Raw genomic sequence first — 19,263 nt, 5'->3', positions numbered from 1 at the left:
ACTTCAACAAAAGCAATGTTTACCATTGAATTATCAGTGATAAAAATTTAACTTCCGCTTATTAAATCCATTACCTATGCTTTGGTTTCGCCGCATCTTCTTCGGGATCTGGTGCCTTTTATTTGTTCTTTTTGCTTTCTGGCAGTGGAATGATCCCGATCCCTGGCTTTGGATGACACTTTATGGCGGAGCAGCTGTATTGTGTGGCATGGCTGCACGTGGGCACTATCCAATGTCCGTGCTGCTGATTCTAATTGTTGCCTGCCTGGCCGGAGCAGTGTATATGTATCCCGGTGGTATAGGTGAGTGGGTACAGCAGGAGCTGGAGCAGCAGGATCTTTCCATGAAAACCCAGAGCATGGAAGAAGCCCGGGAATCGTTCGGGCTTCTCATTGTAGCAATTATATTATCTGTAGCGGCCTTTTTTGGGTGGCGCTCAAGGGCTAAAACTAAAACTGTATCCGGTAAGCCAGCACGGGTATAATGCCCAGCTGCTCTGCAGCATTGATATCCTGCTGCAGGTAATCGAAGTAGTACCAGCCCAGGTTTCGGTTGTTGGTCAGGTTCTGTATATCCAGTGACCAAATGCGGGTATATCCCTGCTTTTGCCTGGTGTGGCTGATGCGAATATCTGCTGTATAATAGGTAGGCAGCTGCATGCTGAAAGGTGCATCAGCCTCCTCAACTTCTACCTGCATACGCAAACTTTCAGCTAAATTAATGGGGGTATACCAATAACCACCTCTGCTGTGCAGGCGCAGGTGCGCTCCCCACGTACGTTCACCCTCATTTTTAGCTTTGGTCCATTCTTTACCCCCTGTTAAACTGGCAGACCACTGGCTGTTGAAGGGAGAGGAGTGTTTCTCACCATCAACACCACTGTAGCTGGCATCAAACAGGGAGGTGCTGAGCTGGTAATACCAGCCATTGTGAAAATTCCTGTTCAGGTTCAGATCAATACCATATGTAACTGCACTACCTTCTCCTGTAACCAGGAAGTATGGATCCGACATATAGTTCCAGCTTAGGTCTGAGCTGTTCGCGGGCAGCCTTTTTAGTGTTTGATAGAAAAGCTCAGCCGTTAGGGTTGTGTGAGGTTTTAGCCGGTAACCCCAGCCCAGGCCTGTGTAGTGGCTGTTCACAAGTCCGCTTAAGGAGAGGGGCTGCTCAGACTGATGTGCCATCAGCTGATCGGTATAGGTCTGGCTTTGGGTACCGTAGCTCAGCTGCCAGGTTTGCCTGGAGTTAGGTTGCCAGCTGAGCCTGCCGAAGGGCTCTAGCTGCAAATGTTTGCTCCTGTTCAGGTAACACATGCGTAGGCCTGTTTCCATCTCCAGTTCTGGTAAAAGGGCTATTTCTGCTTGCAGATAGGGTTGTGTAAGACTGTAACTGATGGTTCTGTCTAACATGCCGAAACCAATAGTGTAAGGGGTTGAGAAAACATCAGCATGGCGTTTGATAAATTGTACCCCTGCTTCGCCCCTTAACCAATTGCTGAAGAAGTGATTCAGTCTGGAAAAGGCACTGAGCTGCATTGCAGTGTGTTCATCTTTCAGCAGATTTTGTAAAGGCTGGCTTGGGCCTGTCCAGGATTCGCTTCTCTCATTCTCCTGCGCGCTAAAAGCAACACCATTTTGCCATTTTGAGGAGAGACCCAGGGTGGCAGCCTGTGTAATGCCTACAGCACCGAGCCGGGCAGTGTAGTCAATTTTCTGGCGATCTTTGTCCTCTTCCCACAGGGCTTCATCATCAAGCGGAGCACGCCTGTTGCTGTTGGTGCCGCCTAAAAAGAAAAAGTTTACCTGTCCTACAGGGGTATTTTCGAAATGCAGGCTTGCGGAAAGATCCTGGAACTGAATTGCCTCACCGCCAAAATCAACACCCATATGGCCCAGCAGGCCCACCGTTGAGTAGCGATAGTTAGCTACATATGAGCTGTTGCCCCTGCTGATAGGCCCCTCGGTGGCAAGATCTATCCCAAGCAGGCTTGCCTGCAACGTATGCTCGCGCTCCTGCATATTGCCCGGGCGGAGATTGATATCGAAAACACCTGTTACTGCATTGCCAAAACGTGGGGAGAGGGCACCAGTCCGAAACGAAGAATTAGCCATTAGCTGCCCGCTTAGCATGTTCACACCTCCGCCGCTGGCAGAGGCTCTGTCGCGGCGGGTACCGGCATTACCCAGGTGGTTCGGGTTTAGGATTGGCAAACCCTCCAGCCGCCACTGTATACCAACAGGTGATAATCCATGCACCACTACGTGATTGGCCTGGTCGTTAGATTGTGTAACTCCCGGCTGGCTTAGCACCAGCCGGGCAGGATCGAAAAATGTAGCAGGGTAACGTTGCGTCTGCGCAATTGTAAACTCACGTTTGTTGAGCGGGGCAGGAGGCAGTGCTGCTGCAATCTCCACCTCTTCCAGTGCGCGTATGCTTTCCTGCAGCTGCACCCTTCTGTAAATACTTTTGCTGGCCTCTACCAGCAGCTCTGGTTCCAGGTAAGCAGCATAATTTACATGCTGTACCAGAAGGCGGTAATGGCCTGGCTGCACCTCGTTCAATACAAAGTTTCCGGCTGTATCAGATACGGTTTGGTAACGCTGGTCAACATTTTCAAGAACTACTTCAGCACCGCTTACAGGCCTGCCAGTGCTCTCCTGCAAGAGCTGCCCTCGCACTACCTGGCTTACCTGGGCCAGGGATGGGTTTATGCCAGAAAGTAAGATCAGGAGAAAGCTTATGGTTAAACAATTTCTTAAATTCATGTTTTGCATCGGCTGAAAAAGAGCGTAAATATAATGTTTTCGATTGAGTAAAAGGGAAGGAAAATTTTAACAGTGCCCTTGCCTGTTACTGAGGGAACAGAAGGAGCGGAAACAGCTTTCAGGAACATCTGGTTATCATGAGAAAGCTCTAAACTTTTACCCTGACCGCCTAAAAATATTACTGAAATCTTGGCATCCAATAAAATACATAAACCAACACCCGAAGCCCTCAAGGCAGCAGAAAACACACTGCTGCCCGACCTGATTGCACCTAACCTCAAGGTACTTTTTTGTGGTATTAACCCCAGCCTTTACAGTGCTGCAACCGGATATCATTTTGCACGGCCGGGAAACCGTTTCTGGCCTGCCTTATATGGGGCAGGCTTTACAAGCCAGGTACTGAAACCCCAGGAGCAGTACCGGCTGCTGGAGTGTGGCTACGGTATTACCAATGTAGCAGACAGACCTACCACAGCTGCAGCAGAATTAAGCAAAGCAGAAATAGCAGCAGGCGCACTACAGCTGCAGCAAAAGGTAAAGCAGTACCGGCCAAAAGTATTGGCTATACTTGGTTTAACAGTGTATAAAGCTGCTTTTAACATAACAGATGCTAGGGTAGGACTGCAGGAGGAGCCAATAGAAAATACGCATCTGTGGGTACTGCCTAACCCGAGTGGATTAAATGCTCATTATACACCCGTAAAGCTTAAGGAGCTTTTCCAGGACCTGCGGCTGTTTGCAGAAGCCCTCAATAAGTTTTAAGCATGGTTCTGACATATACAGCACTTCAGGTAGAGAGTGCCGAGTTTTGGAATAGCGTTTTCTCCTGATTAATTTGCGGCAGCATTTCCCTATTTTATGCGTAATCTCCTTTTCATTCTGGCAATAGTATTTTTGTTGCTATGGATACAATCCTGTAAAACAAGAACCAGAGCTGAACAAATTGTAGACATGGCCATAGAGACGCATGGAGGGGAACAATATGAACAGGCAGCCCTTTCTTTCAACTTCCGGGATCGCCACTACACCTACACACGCAATGGCGGCACTTATACTTACACGCGTGAATTTAGTGACAGTACAGGGCAGGTAAAAGATGAGCTGAACAATGAGGGTTTCAGCAGAACTGTGAATGGCGAAACTGCTGACGTATCAGAGGAGCGTAAAACTGCCTACAGCAATTCTGTGAACTCCGTTATATACTTTGCCATGCTGCCCTTTGGGCTTAACGATGCAGCCGTGCAAAAGGAATACCTAGGTGAAACAGAAATAGCCGGCAGTAACTATCACTTGGTAAAAGTTACTTTTTCGGAAGAAGGGGGTGGGCAGGACTTTGAAGACGAGTTTCTTTACTGGTTTAACACAGAATCGAACACCATGGATTACCTGGCCTACAGCTATCATACCGAAGGGGGCGGGCTACGTTTCAGAAAAGCAGTGAACCCCAGGCGTGTTGGCGGAATTCTTTTCCAGGATTACATCAACTACAAACCTAAAAATGAAAAAGTAGCCCTGGAAACGCTGGCTGAACTTTACAAGCAGGATTCTCTTGAGGTGCTGTCTGTCATAGAACTGGAAAATATTCAGACAAGATAAAGAAACGCTTAGCGGCGCTGCGTTGTTAAGCAATTGCAAGATGGAATACCTACAACTGATCATCGACTCCTACGCTGGCTACGGCGGCTATCTCTGGGAAGAGATCAGTAATCCTTCGTGGCACAATTACCTCTACTGGTTAGTCGGTATTTCAGGTTTCTTTTTTGGAATTGAGTGGCTTCGGCCCTGGCGAAAAGATCAGCCCCCGTTTCGCAAAGATTTCTGGCTGGATGTGTTCTACATGTTCTTCAATTTTTTTCTTTTCTCACTGATCATCTACAATGCTGCCTCTAATGTGGTAGTGCATGTATTCAATAATGCACTGGCTGCCATTGGCATTCCTAACCTGCTGGCATTTGAGGTAATGAGCTGGCCGCTCTGGGCACATCTGCTGCTTGGCTTTGTTGTGCGTGATTTTGTACAATGGTGGATACACCGTTTACTGCACAAGGTACCCAGGCTGTGGGAGTTTCATAAGGTGCATCACTCTGTTGAAGAGATGGGCTTTGCTGCGCACCTTCGCTACCACTGGATGGAAAATGTTGTATACCGCAGCCTTGAGTATATCCCGCTGGCACTCATAGGTATTGGCCTTCGTGACTTTTTCATCATCCATATTTTTACCCTGGCGTTGGGTCATTTCAACCATTCCAACATCAGGCTTAAGCTTGGGGTGCTGAAGTATGTATTTAATAACCCCCAGATGCATATCTGGCACCATGCCTATGAACTGCCCCATGACAGGCAGGAGGGTGTGAATTTTGGCCTTAGCCTTAGCCTCTGGGATTATCTTTTTGGTACCAGCTATATTCCTTATGAAGGCAAAGACATAAAACTTGGTTTTCCGGGCGTGGAAAGTTTTCCCAAAGATTTTGTAAAGCAGAACCTGCATGGCATCAGGCTGCCGCAGAAAAAGAAAAAGACGCCTATCAGTCTGAAAAGACTTGCCTGATACCCCTTTTTAATAATGAATGTTAAAAGCTGCCCTATATTAGCAGCAGTATTTTTATAAGCGCAAGCAACAGCATGACAATCGTAGACTTAATAGGTAATACCCCCTTGGTAGAAATGAAAACCCTTTCTCCTAATAAAGGGGTGAAGATATATGGAAAGCTTGAAGGTCAGAATCCTGGCGGGAGTGTTAAAGACCGTGCAGCCTACCACATGATCAAAAGTGCTATGGATCGTGGGGAAGTAAAGCGCGGAGATAAACTGGTAGAAGCTACCAGCGGCAATACAGGCATAGCACTGGCCATGATTGCACGTGCCCTTGATCTGCACATGACGCTGATTATGCCTGATAATGCCACAGCAGAACGTGTGCGATCCATGAGTGCCTATGGAGCAGAGGTTATTCTTACGCCTGCAGAACGTACCATAGAGTATTCACGCGAGCTGGCAGAGGAGATGTCGGGCAATCAGGGCTACATAATGCTAAACCAGTTTGGAAATCCAGATAACTACTGGGCTCATTACCAGACTACAGGCCCGGAAATATGGCGTGATACCGATGGCAAAGTAACACATTTTGTCTCCGCCATGGGCACAACCGGCACCATCATGGGCGTATCCCGTTACCTGAAAGAGCAAAATCCTGATGTGCAGATTGTAGGAACGCAGCCAACAGATGGCTCCTGCATTCCCGGGATCAGGCGCTGGTCGCCGGAGTTTCTGCCCAAGATTTTTGATAAAGAGCGGGTAGACCGCATTATGGATGTTAGTGAGCAGAATGCTGTAGAAATGACCCGCAGACTGGCCAAAGAAGAAGCCGTGATGGCTGGCATGAGCAGTGGCGGCGCGCTTTATGCAGCCTATCAATTAGCGCAGGAACTCGAGTCGGGACTGATCGTTTTTATTGTGTGTGACAGGGGTGACAGGTATTTAAGCTCCGACTTGTTTTAATATACCTGAATTATAAGTTCTATTATATACAGATAACGTTCTGTTGATGTTTATCAGCAGAACGTTTTCATTTTCAATACATTAGCAACTGCTATTTCCAGGGATAAAATAAAGTGAAATTTTTTTCAGTGACCCTCTGCAACCAACCCCATGTTTGGGGCATCTAATGGTTAAACTGTTCACCATTAACCTATTTTAGCCTTATGAAATTTTCATTCAACCCTTTACAGGCATTTATACTATTTTTTTTGCTGGCTGGCAGCTCCTGTGCTGCCACCAATGATTTTCATAATGAACCGTACTGGATCAGGGAGTTTTCAATGAACGAGCCAGGTAGTTTGGAGGTACAGACCTCTGGGGGCAGCATAACGGTAGAGGGGCATGAGGGAGATAAGGTAAGGGTGGAAATGCATGTAAAAGTAAGGGGCAGGAGCATCGATTCTACAGATGCTAAAGCGCAGGATGCATTAGAGAACTATGAGTTTAACATCAGCAAATCTTCCAATACAGTTTACGCCATAGCTAAAAGCAAAGGCAGCGGCTGGTTTGGCAATAATAATACCAGTGTTTCTTTCAGGGTTTATGTGCCTACTGATATGGCCTGTGATTTAGACACCAGCGGAGGCTCCATCTCAATTTCAGGTGTTAACGGTAGCCAGAAAGTGCATACCAGCGGCGGCAGCCTCAATATTGTGAACATAGAGGGAGAGATGGAAGCCAAAACCTCAGGCGGAAGCATCAACATAGAGCAGTTTAGCGGTGCGCTGCAGGCAAAAACCAGTGGCGGTACCATTAACCTGGAGCGAGCTACCGGTGATCTGGATGTAAGTACCTCAGGGGGCAGCATTAAACTGAATGATGTAGCCGGAAGGGTGCAGGCAAGTACCAGCGGTGGCAGTATCAATGCTAACATTCTGGAGCTGGATAGCCAGCTGACCCTAAAAACAAGCGGGGGCAGTATTCATGCCGTGGTACCTAAAGGTGTAGGGATGGATCTGGATCTGAAAGGAAACAAAGTGAATACACAACTCACCAATTTTGATGGCCAGGTAGAAAAAGATAAGATTGTAGGAAGCATCAATGGCGGCGGCGTACGGGTTGTAATGGCCACCTCCGGCGGCAGTGTAAATCTAGATTACAATTAAAATTCTCTTACATATTAACACCGGCAAGGGCTACAGAATATTGAGTTTGTAGCCCTTCTTTTTTAACCTTACGTGCATTAAGGATGAAAGCCACTGATACTCTAGCTGTTATCATCTTCTGGCATCAGATTCAAGCTGTCATTCCCCTGAGGAGGGAGATATTTGCTTTTACAGGTAGAATCATCATTCCTGTTTTTAGCTGACAGATCCCCGCCTGCAGGGGGATGACGATCCAGGAGGAATTGAGGCTGTTGCTAATCCGTAACTCACGTTCACCTGATTGTTCTCGGATACAGTCTGCACTTTTCAGGCAATATTATAGCTCAAGTAGTTCTTTAAATAAAAGAGGTTATATATCTGTATTATAACAATTTACAGCAACATAATAAAGCTTTAATTTAAGCTATTACTTTAAACTGTTTATCATCGATAATGAAGTGGTTTCAATTAACTTGTTTTTCAGCTGTACCAGCAAATCATGTACACTGTTCAAAGAATTATGTAAAAAGCATTCAGTAACCACTTCATAATTTTGAATAGTTCATACTACAGCCTCATGAAGATTAATTTACAGATTCCGGCAGGCCTGAAGCGCTATTTTGATCATGAACTGGAGCTTGCAGCCAATGCACTTCACTCTGGCAGACTGGCGAAGGCATGGTATCACCTGGAGCGGGCGCACATTCTTGGACAGGCATATCCTGCAGAACATACCTATGCTCACTGGAAGATGCTTCAGTTTGGCATCAGGATAAAAAGCAAGGCAGAAGTAAGAGGGCAGCTGCTCCGCCTGTTAGTAGGAGGCGTAAAGTCGTTTGTAGGCGTGATTCCTACTGGTAACACTGGTGGAGCAAATGTTGATCCTTTGCAGCCAATGGAGATACCTGAAGATTTGAAGCTGATCTTAAGCCGCTTTAAAAAATAAACCCCGACCAGATCAGTCAGGGTTTGCTTAGTGAATATATCAGAAAAGTGTTTATTCTCCTACAGTAACTGTTCTGTTACCTGCAGGCAGGTAGATGTTAAAGCCAAATCCTACTGACAATCCTGTAATGCCATGTCCGGTATCAAAATCAGCATTGGTACGAACATATCCTAATACACCTTCCAGTGCTACGTTCTGGCCTACAAAGTGAGCATAGCCACCTTTGAAACCCCATACGTGGGAGAGTGCAGCATCTTCCTCGCTGTCTTCTGTGGAACTACCGCCAAAGCCAATGAGTGCTTCACCAAACCAGCGACCAGATGCCCGGGCACCTTCAGGAAAGTAGTATCTTACAAAAGGGGTAACTCCGTAATGAAAAGCTTCGCCGCCATCATACACCTCCAGGTTTAATAATGTCTGAACGCCTATTACTGCGTTATCGCTGATAAAATAGCCTGCCTTTGGCTCTATACCCAACTGAAACATCTCGCTTTTAAAATTGAAGCCAAGATTACCAATGTTGGCACCCAGCAGCCAGTTTCCCTGTGAGATAGCCTCACCGGCAACAGGTGCTTTTACTTGTGGTGTGTTAATTTCAGTCTGTGCATTTGCGGCAATTGATAAAGTCAAAAAAGCAAATGTAAGTAAAAGTGTGTGTTTCATAACTTAAAAAATTAGTTTAACAATTTAATCCCATTCCTATTAAGCTACGTGAATAATAGCGAAGGGTTTAAAGTCTTTACAGCTTTTAGTCAGCCCAAATAAATGCTCGGCTTTCAATGCATGACTTAATGTATTAGTTTAAGTAGCCCTATTTCAGAGTATAGCCCTATATTGAACAAGTATCAGTTATAGATTAAACAAACCGTTAATCTATAGTGAGATCATAATTTTAAATATTTTTAGACAATTTTGCTCAGGCAGCGTTAGTGTGTATGTAATTATAAGTGTTGGCGTAGCCAACTGAACTTACATTTCACATTTCCCCCTGACTGCAGATGTTTTTTACCAGGTTCATTCCCGAACATATTATTGCTACACTCTACACAAGGGGTAGTTTACAGGCAACAGGCAACGGACTAAAGCTAAGCCTTAAAAACCGCCTGATGAATGCCACCTTAACAAGCGTTGAATCTGTAACCATCAATGGTGAAGCTGTGTCCCTCGATGTTATTATGTTGCATGATGGCAGGGAAAAGCCCCTGAATCCTTCGGAGATCAGTCAAAACAATCCTGTAGACTTCCCTTTAAGGAAAACTTTAAATGTAGAAGTACTACTAGCTGTTAATGAAGGAGATAGTCTTGAATTTGCGATACAATTCATGGCTAATCCCTTTGGTAAACTACTTTTAAAATTCAAGGATAGCGTGAACAGCACCGATAGCCAGGAAGAGCGCTTAAAAATACCCAGAGATGAAAGCAATGATTACGGGCCAGCCATTATTGATAAAAGGCTAAAGTTTGCAGAAGCCTATGCAGGCGTAAAACTAACTGCACTGGGCAAACACAGCATAGCCCCTGCAAGCGTGCAGGGAAACTGCGAGAATTTTATTGGCGCCGCCCAGGTTCCCATAGGGCTTGCGGGCCCTGTTAAAATCAATGGTGAGTTTGCACGTGGAGAGTTCCTGGTACCACTGGCAACAACCGAGGGTACGCTGGTAGCATCGTACAACAGGGGAATTAAGGTAATAAACCTTTGCGGAGGGGTAACCACTACTGTAGCCGATGATGTAATGCAGCGTGCCCCTGCTTTTACTTTCTCAAGTGCCCGTCTGGCCCTTAGCTTTAAAAACTGGGTGGATGATCATTTTGATGAGTTACAGCAGCACGCTGGTACCAGCTCTCGTTTTGCAAGGCTAATTCTTGTGGAAAGCTTTCTCTCTAACAATTTTGCTTTTCTGCGATTAAACTTCCGCACAGGCGATGCTGCCGGACAAAATATGGTAACCAAAGCAGCTTATGAAGGCTGCTTGTGGATTCTGGAAAATTGTCCCTACAAACCCGAGCGTTTTTTTCTGGAATCCAACATGGCTACCGATAAAAAACCATCGCTGATCAACAGCCTGCTTGGCAGGGGGAAACGTGTAACAGCCGAAATTACCTTTAAAAAAGAAGTACTGGAACGGGAACTACATGTTACGGCGCAGCAGCTGGATTATCATCGTGCAGTAGGCAACATAGGAGCCATGCTTTCTGGCACTAACAATAATGGGCTGCATTCTGTAAATGCAATTGCTGCACTATTTATTGCCACCGGGCAGGATGTTGCCAATGTTGCAGAATCATCAGCATGTGTTACCCATGCAGAAGTAAAGCCAAACGGAGATCTGTATGCCTCAGTAACGCTACCCTCGCTCATTGTGGCAAGTTATGGCGGTGGCACCGGTCTTGGAACACAGCGGGAGTGCCTTGAGCTGATGGGCTGCTATGGCGAAGGCAAAGCCAGAAAGCTGGCAGAGATTGTGGCAGGTGTAGTAGCTGCAGGGGAAATTTCACTGGCAGCAGCAATCTCTTCGGCCGATTGGGTTAGCAGCCACGAAGCTTACGGACGTAACCGATAGCTGTACATTGGTAAAAAAGCAGCGAAGCTTTCATCATATGGTGGTAACCATTCGCAGTAATCACTCCCTGTACAATCATTGAATGATGAAGAAACTTGTATCAGCCAACAGCCTCAATGTTTACAGCATTTAGCGAATTCAAAAATCAGGGAAACTGAAGCCTCTATAATCATAGAATAAAATAAAAACAGATGTTAAAAAGAGTACTTGTAACTGTAGCTTTCATAGGGATGTGTGGAGCAGGAGTGGCGCAGGCACAGCAGCAAAAAGAAGTTTCCAGCAGCACCAACAGCTGGTTTCTGCTGATGAATGAATTCAGGTTTAGCCCTAAGTGGTTCTTAACGACAGAACTACATTTACGCAGAGCAGATGTGTTTAAGGACTGGCAGCAGGTTTTGCTAAGGCCTGCCATAAACTACCGGATTACCCCTGCACTGGATTTTGGTTTTGGCTATACCTACATCAGGAGCTTTCCCTACGGGGAACAGCCACTAAGAACAATAGTGCCGGAAAATCAGCTGTGGCAGCAGTTGCACATGCGCCATTCAATCGGTAAGGTTGGTCTTTCTCACCGGTACCGGCTGGAAGAACGCTGGATAGGACAGATACAGGATGATTTAGCAGGCAGGGCTACAATAAGTGGCAGCAGTTATGCTCAGCGCTTTCGGTACCGCATATTTGCAAGGCTACCGCTACATACAGCGGCAGAAGGTGCAAAGCAGTTGTTTATTTCTGCCTGGGATGAGCTGTTTATTAATCTGGAGAACAATTTTATGGTAAGCAATTTTCAGCAGAACAGGATTTATATAGGCTTGGGCTACCAGTTTAGCCCTCTGGCCAACCTGCAGGCCGGATATATGAACCAGGTAATCCGCAAGGCAAATGGATACCAGTATGAACAAAACCCTACCATCAATGTATCCTTGTTTTACAACATAGACCTTTACAAACAATAGGATTCACCTTCTATAAACAAACATGAATCATCCCGAATTTTGATTTGGGATAAATTAAGCAAAAACAGCCTTGGATGCTATTCCAAGGCTGTTTTTGCTTTAAGGTACTAGTTTTTGCGAACCACCGAGGCCCGGGAGGCACGACGAAACGGTCCGCCGCTGCGGCAATCTGGCATCTACGCGCATAGAAGCCAGATTGCCACGGGGCGGCCTCCGCACTCCGCTTCGCTGCGTTCGCAAAGACTGTACTGCTAATAGAAGTGGCCTCTGGAGATTTCCAGAGGCCACTTCTATTAGGAATGCTAGCTCCTTAAAAATTCAAGATGATTCATGTTGTCGTTTGAAAGATTATTTCTTCAAAATAGAAGATCAAACTTCAAATACAAAAAAAGGAGTCTCATAGCCTGCTTTCAATAATACAGGTTTAGAAACATTAAATACCTTAACACCACCGTTGGTCTGACCCTCGAGGGTGCCAATATGCGCATGTCCGTGAAAGGCTGCAATAACCTGTTTCCTGTTCAGCGGTTCTGCCAGGCGCGATGAGCCCAGGAATGGAAATATTACTTCCGGTTCCCCTCTTACAGTATCAACAACTGGCGAATAATGCAGTACGGCAATCTTTTTCAGATTATTGTATTCGCTATCCAAGCGGGAGAGGGCTCTTTCCAGGTGTAAAGCTTCCTCTACCGCCTCCTGCACAAAGGCCTTATTGGCTCCTTCGCCAAACATCGAAAGCATATATTTATCAAAGCCTCCTCCAAAGCCTTTTACACCAGCAAAACCAACATCGCCAACCACATAAGCTTCACCATCCAGGATATGCACATTTTCATTCTGCAGCGTATGGCGTATGAGTTTGTGACGGCCCTTTTCATGATCATGATTGCCTAACACACCAATCACAGGTATTGTACAGGCTTTCAGCTCTTCGGCCAGTACCTGGGCTTCCACTTCATCGCCTGTATTGGTTAAGTCGCCACAAAGCAGCAACACATCTGCCTTTCTTGAAGCTTCCTTAAAAAATTCTACCCATTTGCCTGAATCTGTTTCTTTAACGTGAATATCGCCTACGGCTGCTATGCGTGTTTTTTTGGTTTCTTCTTCCATAGAGAGTTTAAACAGTCTTAATGGTGGTAACTTTATAATTCCAGTCTTTGATATCAATCGCATACTGGGTCTGGTCAATAATTGGCCCGCGACACACCTTTTCCTGCGAAGGGGGCAAATCGTACTGCTGTCGTGCCCTTTCCATCAGCTCCTCAAATAATTCTTTCGGAATAATCCTGTGATAATCTGCAGGATAGATAAACTGGAACATGACAAACTGGGCCAGTAACAAATGCCAGTGCTGATCGAGCCGGAACATGACCCGCTTCCAGTTCAGCTTTTCACCCCATTTTAGTAGTATGTGGTTTACATCGGCGCCATCGAAATGTTCGCGGTTCTGCACATATATTTTACACCACAGCAGTTCCTCTGCCGGTATGTATTTAATAGGCACATCAAAGAGCACACCTTCACTGGCATTTTCATACCAGCTGTCGTCTACCGTGCAAATATTATTAACAGTATCGAAGATGATATCTATAAAATTATCGCCTTTGAATACTTTTGCCAGCCAGCGCACATCTGTTAATTCGGTGCGGTACCCATGTTCGGAGAAGTGCTTCATGATCTTGGGGTATTCGCTGGATTTGCAAAACACATCCAGGTCTTTGGTATCGCGGTAAATACCCGTGTAGTGAAACATGGCAAAACCTCCGCCCAGCATATACCGAGCCCCACTTTCATTCAGTAAAGTGAGCGCTTCCTTATAGAAAGCATTTGCCTCCTTCTTATGTTCTTCCGTTAGTGTCATATGTATTTCTTATTAACTGCTTAAATAGAAATAGGGTTATTTCCTTCTGTCAATACTATATATAACAGGCATGAGCAGGATACAGGCAAAGACAGGGAGGCCGGAGGGTGCGCTTAGGATACACCTTTACAGCCAGTCTATTTCTACTGAGTTGTTGTATACTATATTTACGAAAGATTTGTTCCAGGTTTTCAGACCGGAAGCTTAAATTGAATGATTCTAATAACCGTTGCTGCCCGGTTTTCTTTGGTTGATAACAGAAGACGGTATAGCTACTGCCGGGGCTGTTCCATGCATAAATTGTAATGCACTGATCCAGTGGGAGGGAAGCCGCTTATATAGCTAAATGCTCTGCGGGAGAAATCAAACATCAAAAATAATTGCCAACATAATCAACTGTTTTAACAATTTTGTAAAAATCAAATTATAATAATATCTGTAGGGATCTGTTAAAACAATATTTCAAAATGAAACCATATATCAATATATTATGTAATCTGCTTAAGCCACATATTATTTACTATATTTAGGCTGATTTAGAGAAGTTCTTCTGCCTGACATTATCTATTTGCCTGCCTTAACACACGCAATGTATCTATCCGGCATCCTTATAAAAATTTCCTGATCAACTAGGTATTTCAGCTAAAGACACATGACACGAAAATCACAAATCAGGTTTGTTTCCAAAGACAAAGACAAAAACATTTTTTTTGCTACCCTTCGCCAGAGGGTAGACCAGTATTTTATCCAGAATAATATTTCCTCACATGCCAACACTACCATGGTAGTGAAGACCATCGTACTGTTCATCGCCTATCTGCTGCCTTTTGCACTCTTTCTTACACTTCAGCCGGGTTTCTGGGTGTCTATGGGGCTTTGGCTTCTGATGGGCATCAGTGTTGCCGGCATTGGCATGAGTGTGATGCACGATGCCAATCACGGTGCTTATTCTTCCAATAAAAAAGTAAATGAATGGGTAGGGTACTCTCTGAATCTACTAGGGGGAGCCGTTTTTAACTGGAAACTGCAACATAATGTACTGCACCATACCTACACCAATGTGGTGCATATGGACGATGATATAGAGGATAAACTGGTGCTGCGCTTTTCTCCCCACACTGAAGTAAAAGGCGTACACAGGCTGCAGTATGCATACGCCTTTTTGTTCTATGGTGTGCTAACGCTATACTGGGTGGTTGCGAAAGATTTTGTGCAGTATTTCAAGTATACCAGAAATGGCGTAAATACGAATACTCCCAGGCAAAATGCTGTTATACTTACAAAAATTATTTTACTGAAAGCAATATACCTGATTGCTATGCTGGTAGTACCGGTTTTAGTATTCGGACTGCCTTTCAGCCATGTGATCAGCGGATTCCTGCTCATGCACTTTGCTGCCGGTCTTATTCTCACCGTTGTATTTCAGCTTGCTCACACTGTAGAAGGCACCAGCCATCCGCTTCCCGATGAGCACGGCACCATTGAAAACAGCTGGGCCATACACCAGATGAACACAACCGTAAACTTTTCCAGGCATAATAAATGGCTGTCGTGGTATGTTGGTGGCCTGAACTACCAGGTAGAGCACCATTTATTTCCTAGGATTTGCCATGTGCATTATCCTGCAATATCTGGTATTGTAAAAGAAACAGCCGAAGAGTTTGGCATACCTTATATGGAAAACCCCACCTTCATGGATGCGCTGAAATCTCACATCAACACACTGCAGCGCTTTGGTAAAACGCCAAGCATGAACGAGGCAATCGCCTAAGAAAACTAGGAAAACATACACAGAACCGGGATCACTCCCGGTTTTTTTTATGCTTGCCGATGCTGTACCGGCAGGGGTAAAAGCCAGGTATCTGAAATATAATTAAAGTGTGGTTATGAGCGTTTAATCTACTTGTTCCGGCATCTAATTTTAGGGAACTTAGCCCCGGAAATCATTGTCTGGATAAAGGAAAATACAGCGAACATAAAATGAAATACTTCGATTCTGCTCTTAGCCGTTTCAGAACCATAGCCCTGCTGGAGGGCTGGTCGTTTATAATACTGTTGTTTGTTGCCATGCCCCTGAAATATGGTGCAGACATGCCAATGCTTGTAAAATATACCGGCTGGGCACATGGTTTTCTTTTTGTACTTTATGTAGTAACCTTACTGGAGGCCGCAGTAAAGATGCGCTGGTCGATCGTTACGGTTTTCCTGGCATTTGCTGCATCACTTGTGCCCTTCGGTACCTTTGTAATGGATGCAAAGCTTCTTAAAAAGCAGCAGACTCTTTAAGCACACAGAGCAAGTCCTGCCATATACGTCTCCGGATGTTACAATAATGCAGGAATCTTACCTGCTGCACGGTAAAACTTTATCCGCAGACTAAGAACTTTACATGATGCTTAGTTACTTTTATAGTAATGAACAGACTTTATAAATATTATTGCCTGCTGGCAATTGTATTATTTGTAGCAATTTCCTGCAATCCGGAAGAAACCGGGGAGAAGATTCATGCCGTTCCGGCCAGTAGTTCTCAGTATTACCAGGATGCCTTACAGGCTGTAAGCGAAACCATAGACCAGTACCCTAATAATCCTGACGGTTATTACCAGAAGGCGCGTATCCTGGAGGCACTCGGGAATAAAAACAATGCCATCCTTAGCCTGAAAAGAGCTGTTAAGCTCGATTCAAGCAATACCTTGTATCATAAGGAGCTGGCCAGGTTGTTTCTGGCAACGGGAAAGCATAAAAGAGCAGAAGAATCTGTACAGGTTGCCTGGCAGTTAGGCGACCGCACTGCAAGCACCCTTGCCATATTAACGCAGGTGCATGCCGAACAGGGTGGCTATGCACAGGCAATGAACTTTCTGAACAAGGCGCTGGAGGCAGAGCCCCACAACAGTCAGCTGGTTTTTCAGAAAGGCAAGCTCTACATGATGCAGGGCGATACAGCCCGGGCAAAAGCTCATTTAGAGCAAAACCTGCCAAATATTAGCAATCAGCCCGAGATTTACGAAATACTTTCTGATATTTACCGCAAGGAAAAGAACTACAGGCAGGCACTAGCCTATATGCGCAAGAGTGCCAGCCTGCAGCCCGAGAAAGAGGAACTGCCCATGCAGATAGTAGAAATTTTACTGGAAGCAGGCAGGCCCGACAGTGCCCAGGTGGTATTGCTTGATATCCAGCGCAAAAGAGGAGAAAAGCCAGACCTGATGCTGCTTATTGCAAGACTTCAGATGGAACAAAACAGGGCTGATTCTGCCGAATATTATATCAACCGCACCCTGGCACTTGACAGCCGTTCCAAAGAGGCTTACTTTTGGCTTGGCAAGCTCTATGACAAAAAGCGCCAGTACTATACAGCACGCGAGCAATATCGCAATGCCTTACTGATCGATACCACTTACCAGGAGGCACGGCAGGGCTTGCAGTCAGTAGAAATTACACTTGAGCGTATTGAACGCTGGAAGCAACAGCAGGCACAACGTCAGGCTTTACCGGAAATCAATACCGTTAAGCCTAAAGCAGTAGAACAATAATTTTTAGATGGAACAGATTAACATCACCCTGCCCGATGGCAGCGTACGACGATATCCCAAAGGCAGCACTGGTTTAGATGTGGCCAAAAGCATAAGCGAAGGCCTTGCCCGCAACGTTTTGGGTGCAGTTGTGAACGGACAGGTTTGGGATGCACACCGTCCCATTGAGGAGGATGCAGCCCTGAAGCTGCTCACCTGGAACGATCCGGAAGGCAAAGCTGCTTTCTGGCACTCTAGTGCGCACTTATTGGCAGAAGCGCTGGAAGAACTTTATCCCGGCGTTAAGTTTGGCATTGGTCCAAACATCGAAAATGGGTTTTATTATGATATTGACCTGGGTGACAAAACCCTGGGTGAAGCAGATCTGGCCCGGATAGAAGAGAAGATGGCAGAGCTGGCAAAGTGCAAGAGCGAGTTTACGCGCGTGCCTATGGCCAAAGCAGATGCTGTTAAATATTTTGAAGAAAAAGGTGATGAGTATAAGCTGGAGCTGCTGGAAGGTCTTGAAGATGGTAGCATTACCTTCTACAAGCAGGGTAACTTCACCGACCTTTGCCGCGGACCGCACATTCCCAATACTGGTTTCATCAAAGCAGTAAAACTGCTGAACGTAGCCGGCGCCTACTGGCGTGGCGATGAAAAACGCAAACAGCTTACCCGTATCTACGGTATTTCTTTCCCCAAAGCAGGGGAGCTACAGGAGTACCTGAAAATGATAGAGGAAGCCAAAAAGCGCGACCACCGCAAGCTGGGAAAAGAGCTGGAGCTGTTTACCTTCAGTGAAAAAGTAGGTATGGGCCTGCCGCTCTGGTTACCTAAAGGTACTATGCTGCGCGAGCGCCTGGAGCAGTTTATGCGCCGCGCACAACGCAAAGCTGGTTATGAGCAGGTAGTAACCCCACACATTGGTAATAAGGAACTCTACATTACCAGTGGCCACTACGAAAAGTACGGAGCAGACTCCTTCCAGCCCATTCGCACGCCGCACGAAGGTGAGGAGTTTCTGCTGAAGCCCATGAACTGCCCGCATCACTGCGAGATCTATAAGGCAAAGCCGCGCAGCTACAAAGACCTGCCGCTTCGCCTGGCCGAGTTTGGTACCGTGTATCGTTACGAACAAAGCGGAGAGCTGCATGGCCTTACCCGCGTACGTGGCTTTACACAGGATGATGCACACATTTTCTGCCGCCCCGACCAGGTGAAAGAAGAGTTCAAGAAGGTGATTGACCTGGTATTGTATGTATTCAAGGCCCTGGGCTTCGAGAACTACACTGCACAGGTAAGCTTGCGTGACCCAAACAACAAGCAGAAATACATTGGCGGCGATGAGCTGTGGGACAGGGCAGAGCGCGATATCATTGAAGCAGCCGACGAACGCGGCCTGCAGACGGTACAGGTACAGGGCGAGGCAGCCTTTTATGGTCCCAAGCTCGACTTTATGGTGCGTGATGCACTGGGCCGCAGCTGGCAGTTGGGTACTATACAGGTTGATTACAACCTGCCCGAGCGCTTTAAGCTGGAGTATGTAGGTGCCGACAACCAGCGCCATCGTCCGGTAATGATCCACCGGGCACCTTTTGGCTCCATGGAGCGTTTTGTAGCTGTACTCATAGAGCACTGTGCCGGTAACTTCCCGCTCTGGCTGTCGCCGGATCAGGTCTCCATACTACCGATCAGCGAAAAATATGCCGATTATGCCAACCAGGTAAAGGAACAACTGCAGGAGCAGGAAATTACTGCCTCTGTTGACCACCGCGATGAAAAGATTGGCAGAAAGATCCGTGATGCAGAAGTGCAGAAGGTACCCTTCATGCTGATTGTAGGTGAAAAAGAGCAGGAGCAGGGCGTGGTTTCCATTCGCCGCCATGGAGCCGGCGACCAGGGAAGTGTAAGCCTTGATGAGTTTGTTGATCGTTTTAAAGGAGAAATCAAAGATTATTTGGGCTGATCCCAAACAAAATACCGAAGCAGGGCATTATAAGAATTTGAAAAAAGTTATATTTGCGACCAAATCCG

Annotated in this window: 17 protein-coding genes; 13 read left to right on the top strand and 4 right to left on the bottom strand. The window is 46.0% G+C overall.

The genetic code is table 11. The annotated features are described in order from the left end of the window. Nucleotides 1-76 precede the first annotated feature (76 nt). On the top strand, nucleotides 77-484 hold the full coding sequence (locus tag KWJ01_RS20350; RefSeq protein ID WP_224998953.1) for a transmembrane 220 family protein: 408 nt from the start codon (nucleotides 77-79) through the stop codon (nucleotides 482-484). Here the strand turns inward: KWJ01_RS20350 and KWJ01_RS20345 are convergent. Then, nucleotides 450-2,765, bottom strand: a complete 2,316-nt coding sequence (locus KWJ01_RS20345; protein WP_224998952.1) for a TonB-dependent receptor — start codon at nucleotides 2,763-2,765, stop codon at nucleotides 450-452. The genes KWJ01_RS20350 and KWJ01_RS20345 overlap by 35 nt on opposite strands. 189 nt (nucleotides 2,766-2,954) lie before the next feature. Here KWJ01_RS20345 and mug point away from each other — a divergent pair, with 189 nt between their 5' ends. From mug to KWJ01_RS20315, 6 genes are all read left to right on the top strand, one after another. Then, nucleotides 2,955-3,527 (top strand): G/U mismatch-specific DNA glycosylase, encoded by a 573-nt coding sequence (gene mug / locus KWJ01_RS20340; RefSeq protein ID WP_224998951.1) that lies wholly within the window; start codon nucleotides 2,955-2,957, stop codon nucleotides 3,525-3,527. Nucleotides 3,528-3,623: 96 nt separating this feature from the next. After that, entirely contained in the window at nucleotides 3,624-4,361 is a 738-nt protein-coding gene (locus KWJ01_RS20335) for a DUF6503 family protein (protein ID WP_224998950.1), read from the top strand. Between the two features lie 40 nt (nucleotides 4,362-4,401). Continuing rightward, entirely contained in the window at nucleotides 4,402-5,313 is a 912-nt protein-coding gene (locus KWJ01_RS20330; protein WP_224998949.1) for a sterol desaturase family protein, read from the top strand. A 74-nt stretch (nucleotides 5,314-5,387) separates the two neighbouring features. After that, nucleotides 5,388-6,263 (top strand): cysteine synthase CysM, encoded by an 876-nt coding sequence (gene cysM / locus KWJ01_RS20325; RefSeq protein WP_224998948.1) that lies wholly within the window; start codon nucleotides 5,388-5,390, stop codon nucleotides 6,261-6,263. A gap of 203 nt (nucleotides 6,264-6,466) precedes the next feature. After that, on the top strand, nucleotides 6,467-7,408 hold the full coding sequence (locus KWJ01_RS20320; RefSeq protein WP_224998947.1) for a DUF4097 domain-containing protein: 942 nt from the start codon (nucleotides 6,467-6,469) through the stop codon (nucleotides 7,406-7,408). Nucleotides 7,409-7,964: 556 nt separating this feature from the next. Next, nucleotides 7,965-8,333 (top strand): DUF3703 domain-containing protein, encoded by a 369-nt coding sequence (locus tag KWJ01_RS20315; RefSeq protein WP_224998946.1) that lies wholly within the window; start codon nucleotides 7,965-7,967, stop codon nucleotides 8,331-8,333. Between the two features lie 51 nt (nucleotides 8,334-8,384). On the opposite strand, the gene KWJ01_RS20310 is transcribed toward KWJ01_RS20315, so the two are convergent. Continuing rightward, nucleotides 8,385-8,996 carry a hypothetical protein gene (locus KWJ01_RS20310; RefSeq protein WP_224998945.1) on the bottom strand — a complete coding sequence of 204 codons (612 nt, stop codon included), beginning with the start codon at nucleotides 8,994-8,996 and terminating at the stop codon, nucleotides 8,385-8,387. Between the two features lie 335 nt (nucleotides 8,997-9,331). Here KWJ01_RS20310 and KWJ01_RS20305 point away from each other — a divergent pair, with 335 nt between their 5' ends. Next, nucleotides 9,332-10,894 carry a hydroxymethylglutaryl-CoA reductase gene (locus tag KWJ01_RS20305; RefSeq protein ID WP_224998944.1) on the top strand — a complete coding sequence of 521 codons (1,563 nt, stop codon included), beginning with the start codon at nucleotides 9,332-9,334 and terminating at the stop codon, nucleotides 10,892-10,894. A 191-nt stretch (nucleotides 10,895-11,085) separates the two neighbouring features. Next, nucleotides 11,086-11,850 (top strand): DUF2490 domain-containing protein, encoded by a 765-nt coding sequence (locus KWJ01_RS20300; protein ID WP_224998943.1) that lies wholly within the window; start codon nucleotides 11,086-11,088, stop codon nucleotides 11,848-11,850. A 369-nt stretch (nucleotides 11,851-12,219) separates the two neighbouring features. On the opposite strand, the gene KWJ01_RS20295 is transcribed toward KWJ01_RS20300, so the two are convergent. Both KWJ01_RS20295 and KWJ01_RS20290 read right to left on the bottom strand, forming a co-directional pair. Then, on the bottom strand, nucleotides 12,220-12,960 hold the full coding sequence (locus KWJ01_RS20295; protein ID WP_224998942.1) for a metallophosphoesterase: 741 nt from the start codon (nucleotides 12,958-12,960) through the stop codon (nucleotides 12,220-12,222). Between the two features lie 7 nt (nucleotides 12,961-12,967). Beyond that, the gene (locus KWJ01_RS20290) at nucleotides 12,968-13,711 is read right to left on the bottom strand and encodes a nucleotidyltransferase (protein WP_224998941.1); all 744 of its coding nucleotides are present in this window, start codon (nucleotides 13,709-13,711) and stop codon (nucleotides 12,968-12,970) included. Nucleotides 13,712-14,363: 652 nt separating this feature from the next. Here KWJ01_RS20290 and KWJ01_RS20285 point away from each other — a divergent pair. The 4 genes from KWJ01_RS20285 to thrS all read left to right on the top strand — a co-directional run bounded on the left by KWJ01_RS20285 (nucleotide 14,364) and on the right by thrS (nucleotide 19,195). Next, nucleotides 14,364-15,482, top strand: coding sequence for an acyl-CoA desaturase (locus tag KWJ01_RS20285; protein ID WP_224998940.1), 1,119 nt, complete (start codon nucleotides 14,364-14,366; stop codon nucleotides 15,480-15,482). A gap of 209 nt (nucleotides 15,483-15,691) precedes the next feature. Then, complete coding sequence (locus KWJ01_RS20280) at nucleotides 15,692-15,997, top strand: DUF3817 domain-containing protein (protein ID WP_224998939.1); 306 nt, start codon at nucleotides 15,692-15,694, stop codon at nucleotides 15,995-15,997. A 128-nt stretch (nucleotides 15,998-16,125) separates the two neighbouring features. Continuing rightward, a complete protein-coding gene (locus KWJ01_RS20275) occupies nucleotides 16,126-17,247 on the top strand; it encodes a tetratricopeptide repeat protein (RefSeq protein ID WP_224998938.1) in 1,122 nt (373 codons plus the stop codon). Nucleotides 17,248-17,254: 7 nt separating this feature from the next. Next, the gene (gene thrS / locus KWJ01_RS20270; RefSeq protein ID WP_224998937.1) at nucleotides 17,255-19,195 is read left to right on the top strand and encodes a threonine--tRNA ligase; all 1,941 of its coding nucleotides are present in this window, start codon (nucleotides 17,255-17,257) and stop codon (nucleotides 19,193-19,195) included. Nucleotides 19,196-19,263 lie beyond the last annotated feature (68 nt).

Origin of the sequence: Cesiribacter sp. SM1 (assembly GCF_020178975.1) — a bacterium.
Taxonomy (GTDB): Bacteria; Bacteroidota; Bacteroidia; order Cytophagales; family Cyclobacteriaceae; genus Cesiribacter.
Note: the sequence above shows the minus strand (reverse complement) of the source record. Positions and strands in the feature narration are given on the sequence as shown.

Bases quoted from the DNA above. Each gene is read 5' to 3' on its own strand.
- KWJ01_RS20350 (WP_224998953.1), top strand. From the start codon at position 77: ATGCTTTGGTTTCGCCGCATCTTCTTCGGGATCTGGTGCCTTTTATTT.
- KWJ01_RS20345 (WP_224998952.1), bottom strand. From the start codon at position 2,765: ATGAATTTAAGAAATTGTTTAACCATAAGCTTTCTCCTGATCTTACTT.
- KWJ01_RS20335 (WP_224998950.1), top strand. From the start codon at position 3,624: ATGCGTAATCTCCTTTTCATTCTGGCAATAGTATTTTTGTTGCTATGG.
- KWJ01_RS20330 (WP_224998949.1), top strand. From the start codon at position 4,402: ATGGAATACCTACAACTGATCATCGACTCCTACGCTGGCTACGGCGGC.
- cysM (WP_224998948.1), top strand. From the start codon at position 5,388: ATGACAATCGTAGACTTAATAGGTAATACCCCCTTGGTAGAAATGAAA.
- KWJ01_RS20320 (WP_224998947.1), top strand. From the start codon at position 6,467: ATGAAATTTTCATTCAACCCTTTACAGGCATTTATACTATTTTTTTTG.
- KWJ01_RS20315 (WP_224998946.1), top strand. From the start codon at position 7,965: ATGAAGATTAATTTACAGATTCCGGCAGGCCTGAAGCGCTATTTTGAT.
- KWJ01_RS20310 (WP_224998945.1), bottom strand. From the start codon at position 8,996: ATGAAACACACACTTTTACTTACATTTGCTTTTTTGACTTTATCAATT.
- KWJ01_RS20305 (WP_224998944.1), top strand. From the start codon at position 9,332: ATGTTTTTTACCAGGTTCATTCCCGAACATATTATTGCTACACTCTAC.
- KWJ01_RS20300 (WP_224998943.1), top strand. From the start codon at position 11,086: ATGTTAAAAAGAGTACTTGTAACTGTAGCTTTCATAGGGATGTGTGGA.
- KWJ01_RS20295 (WP_224998942.1), bottom strand. From the start codon at position 12,960: ATGGAAGAAGAAACCAAAAAAACACGCATAGCAGCCGTAGGCGATATT.
- KWJ01_RS20290 (WP_224998941.1), bottom strand. From the start codon at position 13,711: ATGACACTAACGGAAGAACATAAGAAGGAGGCAAATGCTTTCTATAAG.
- KWJ01_RS20285 (WP_224998940.1), top strand. From the start codon at position 14,364: ATGACACGAAAATCACAAATCAGGTTTGTTTCCAAAGACAAAGACAAA.
- KWJ01_RS20280 (WP_224998939.1), top strand. From the start codon at position 15,692: ATGAAATACTTCGATTCTGCTCTTAGCCGTTTCAGAACCATAGCCCTG.
- KWJ01_RS20275 (WP_224998938.1), top strand. From the start codon at position 16,126: ATGAACAGACTTTATAAATATTATTGCCTGCTGGCAATTGTATTATTT.
- thrS (WP_224998937.1), top strand. From the start codon at position 17,255: ATGGAACAGATTAACATCACCCTGCCCGATGGCAGCGTACGACGATAT.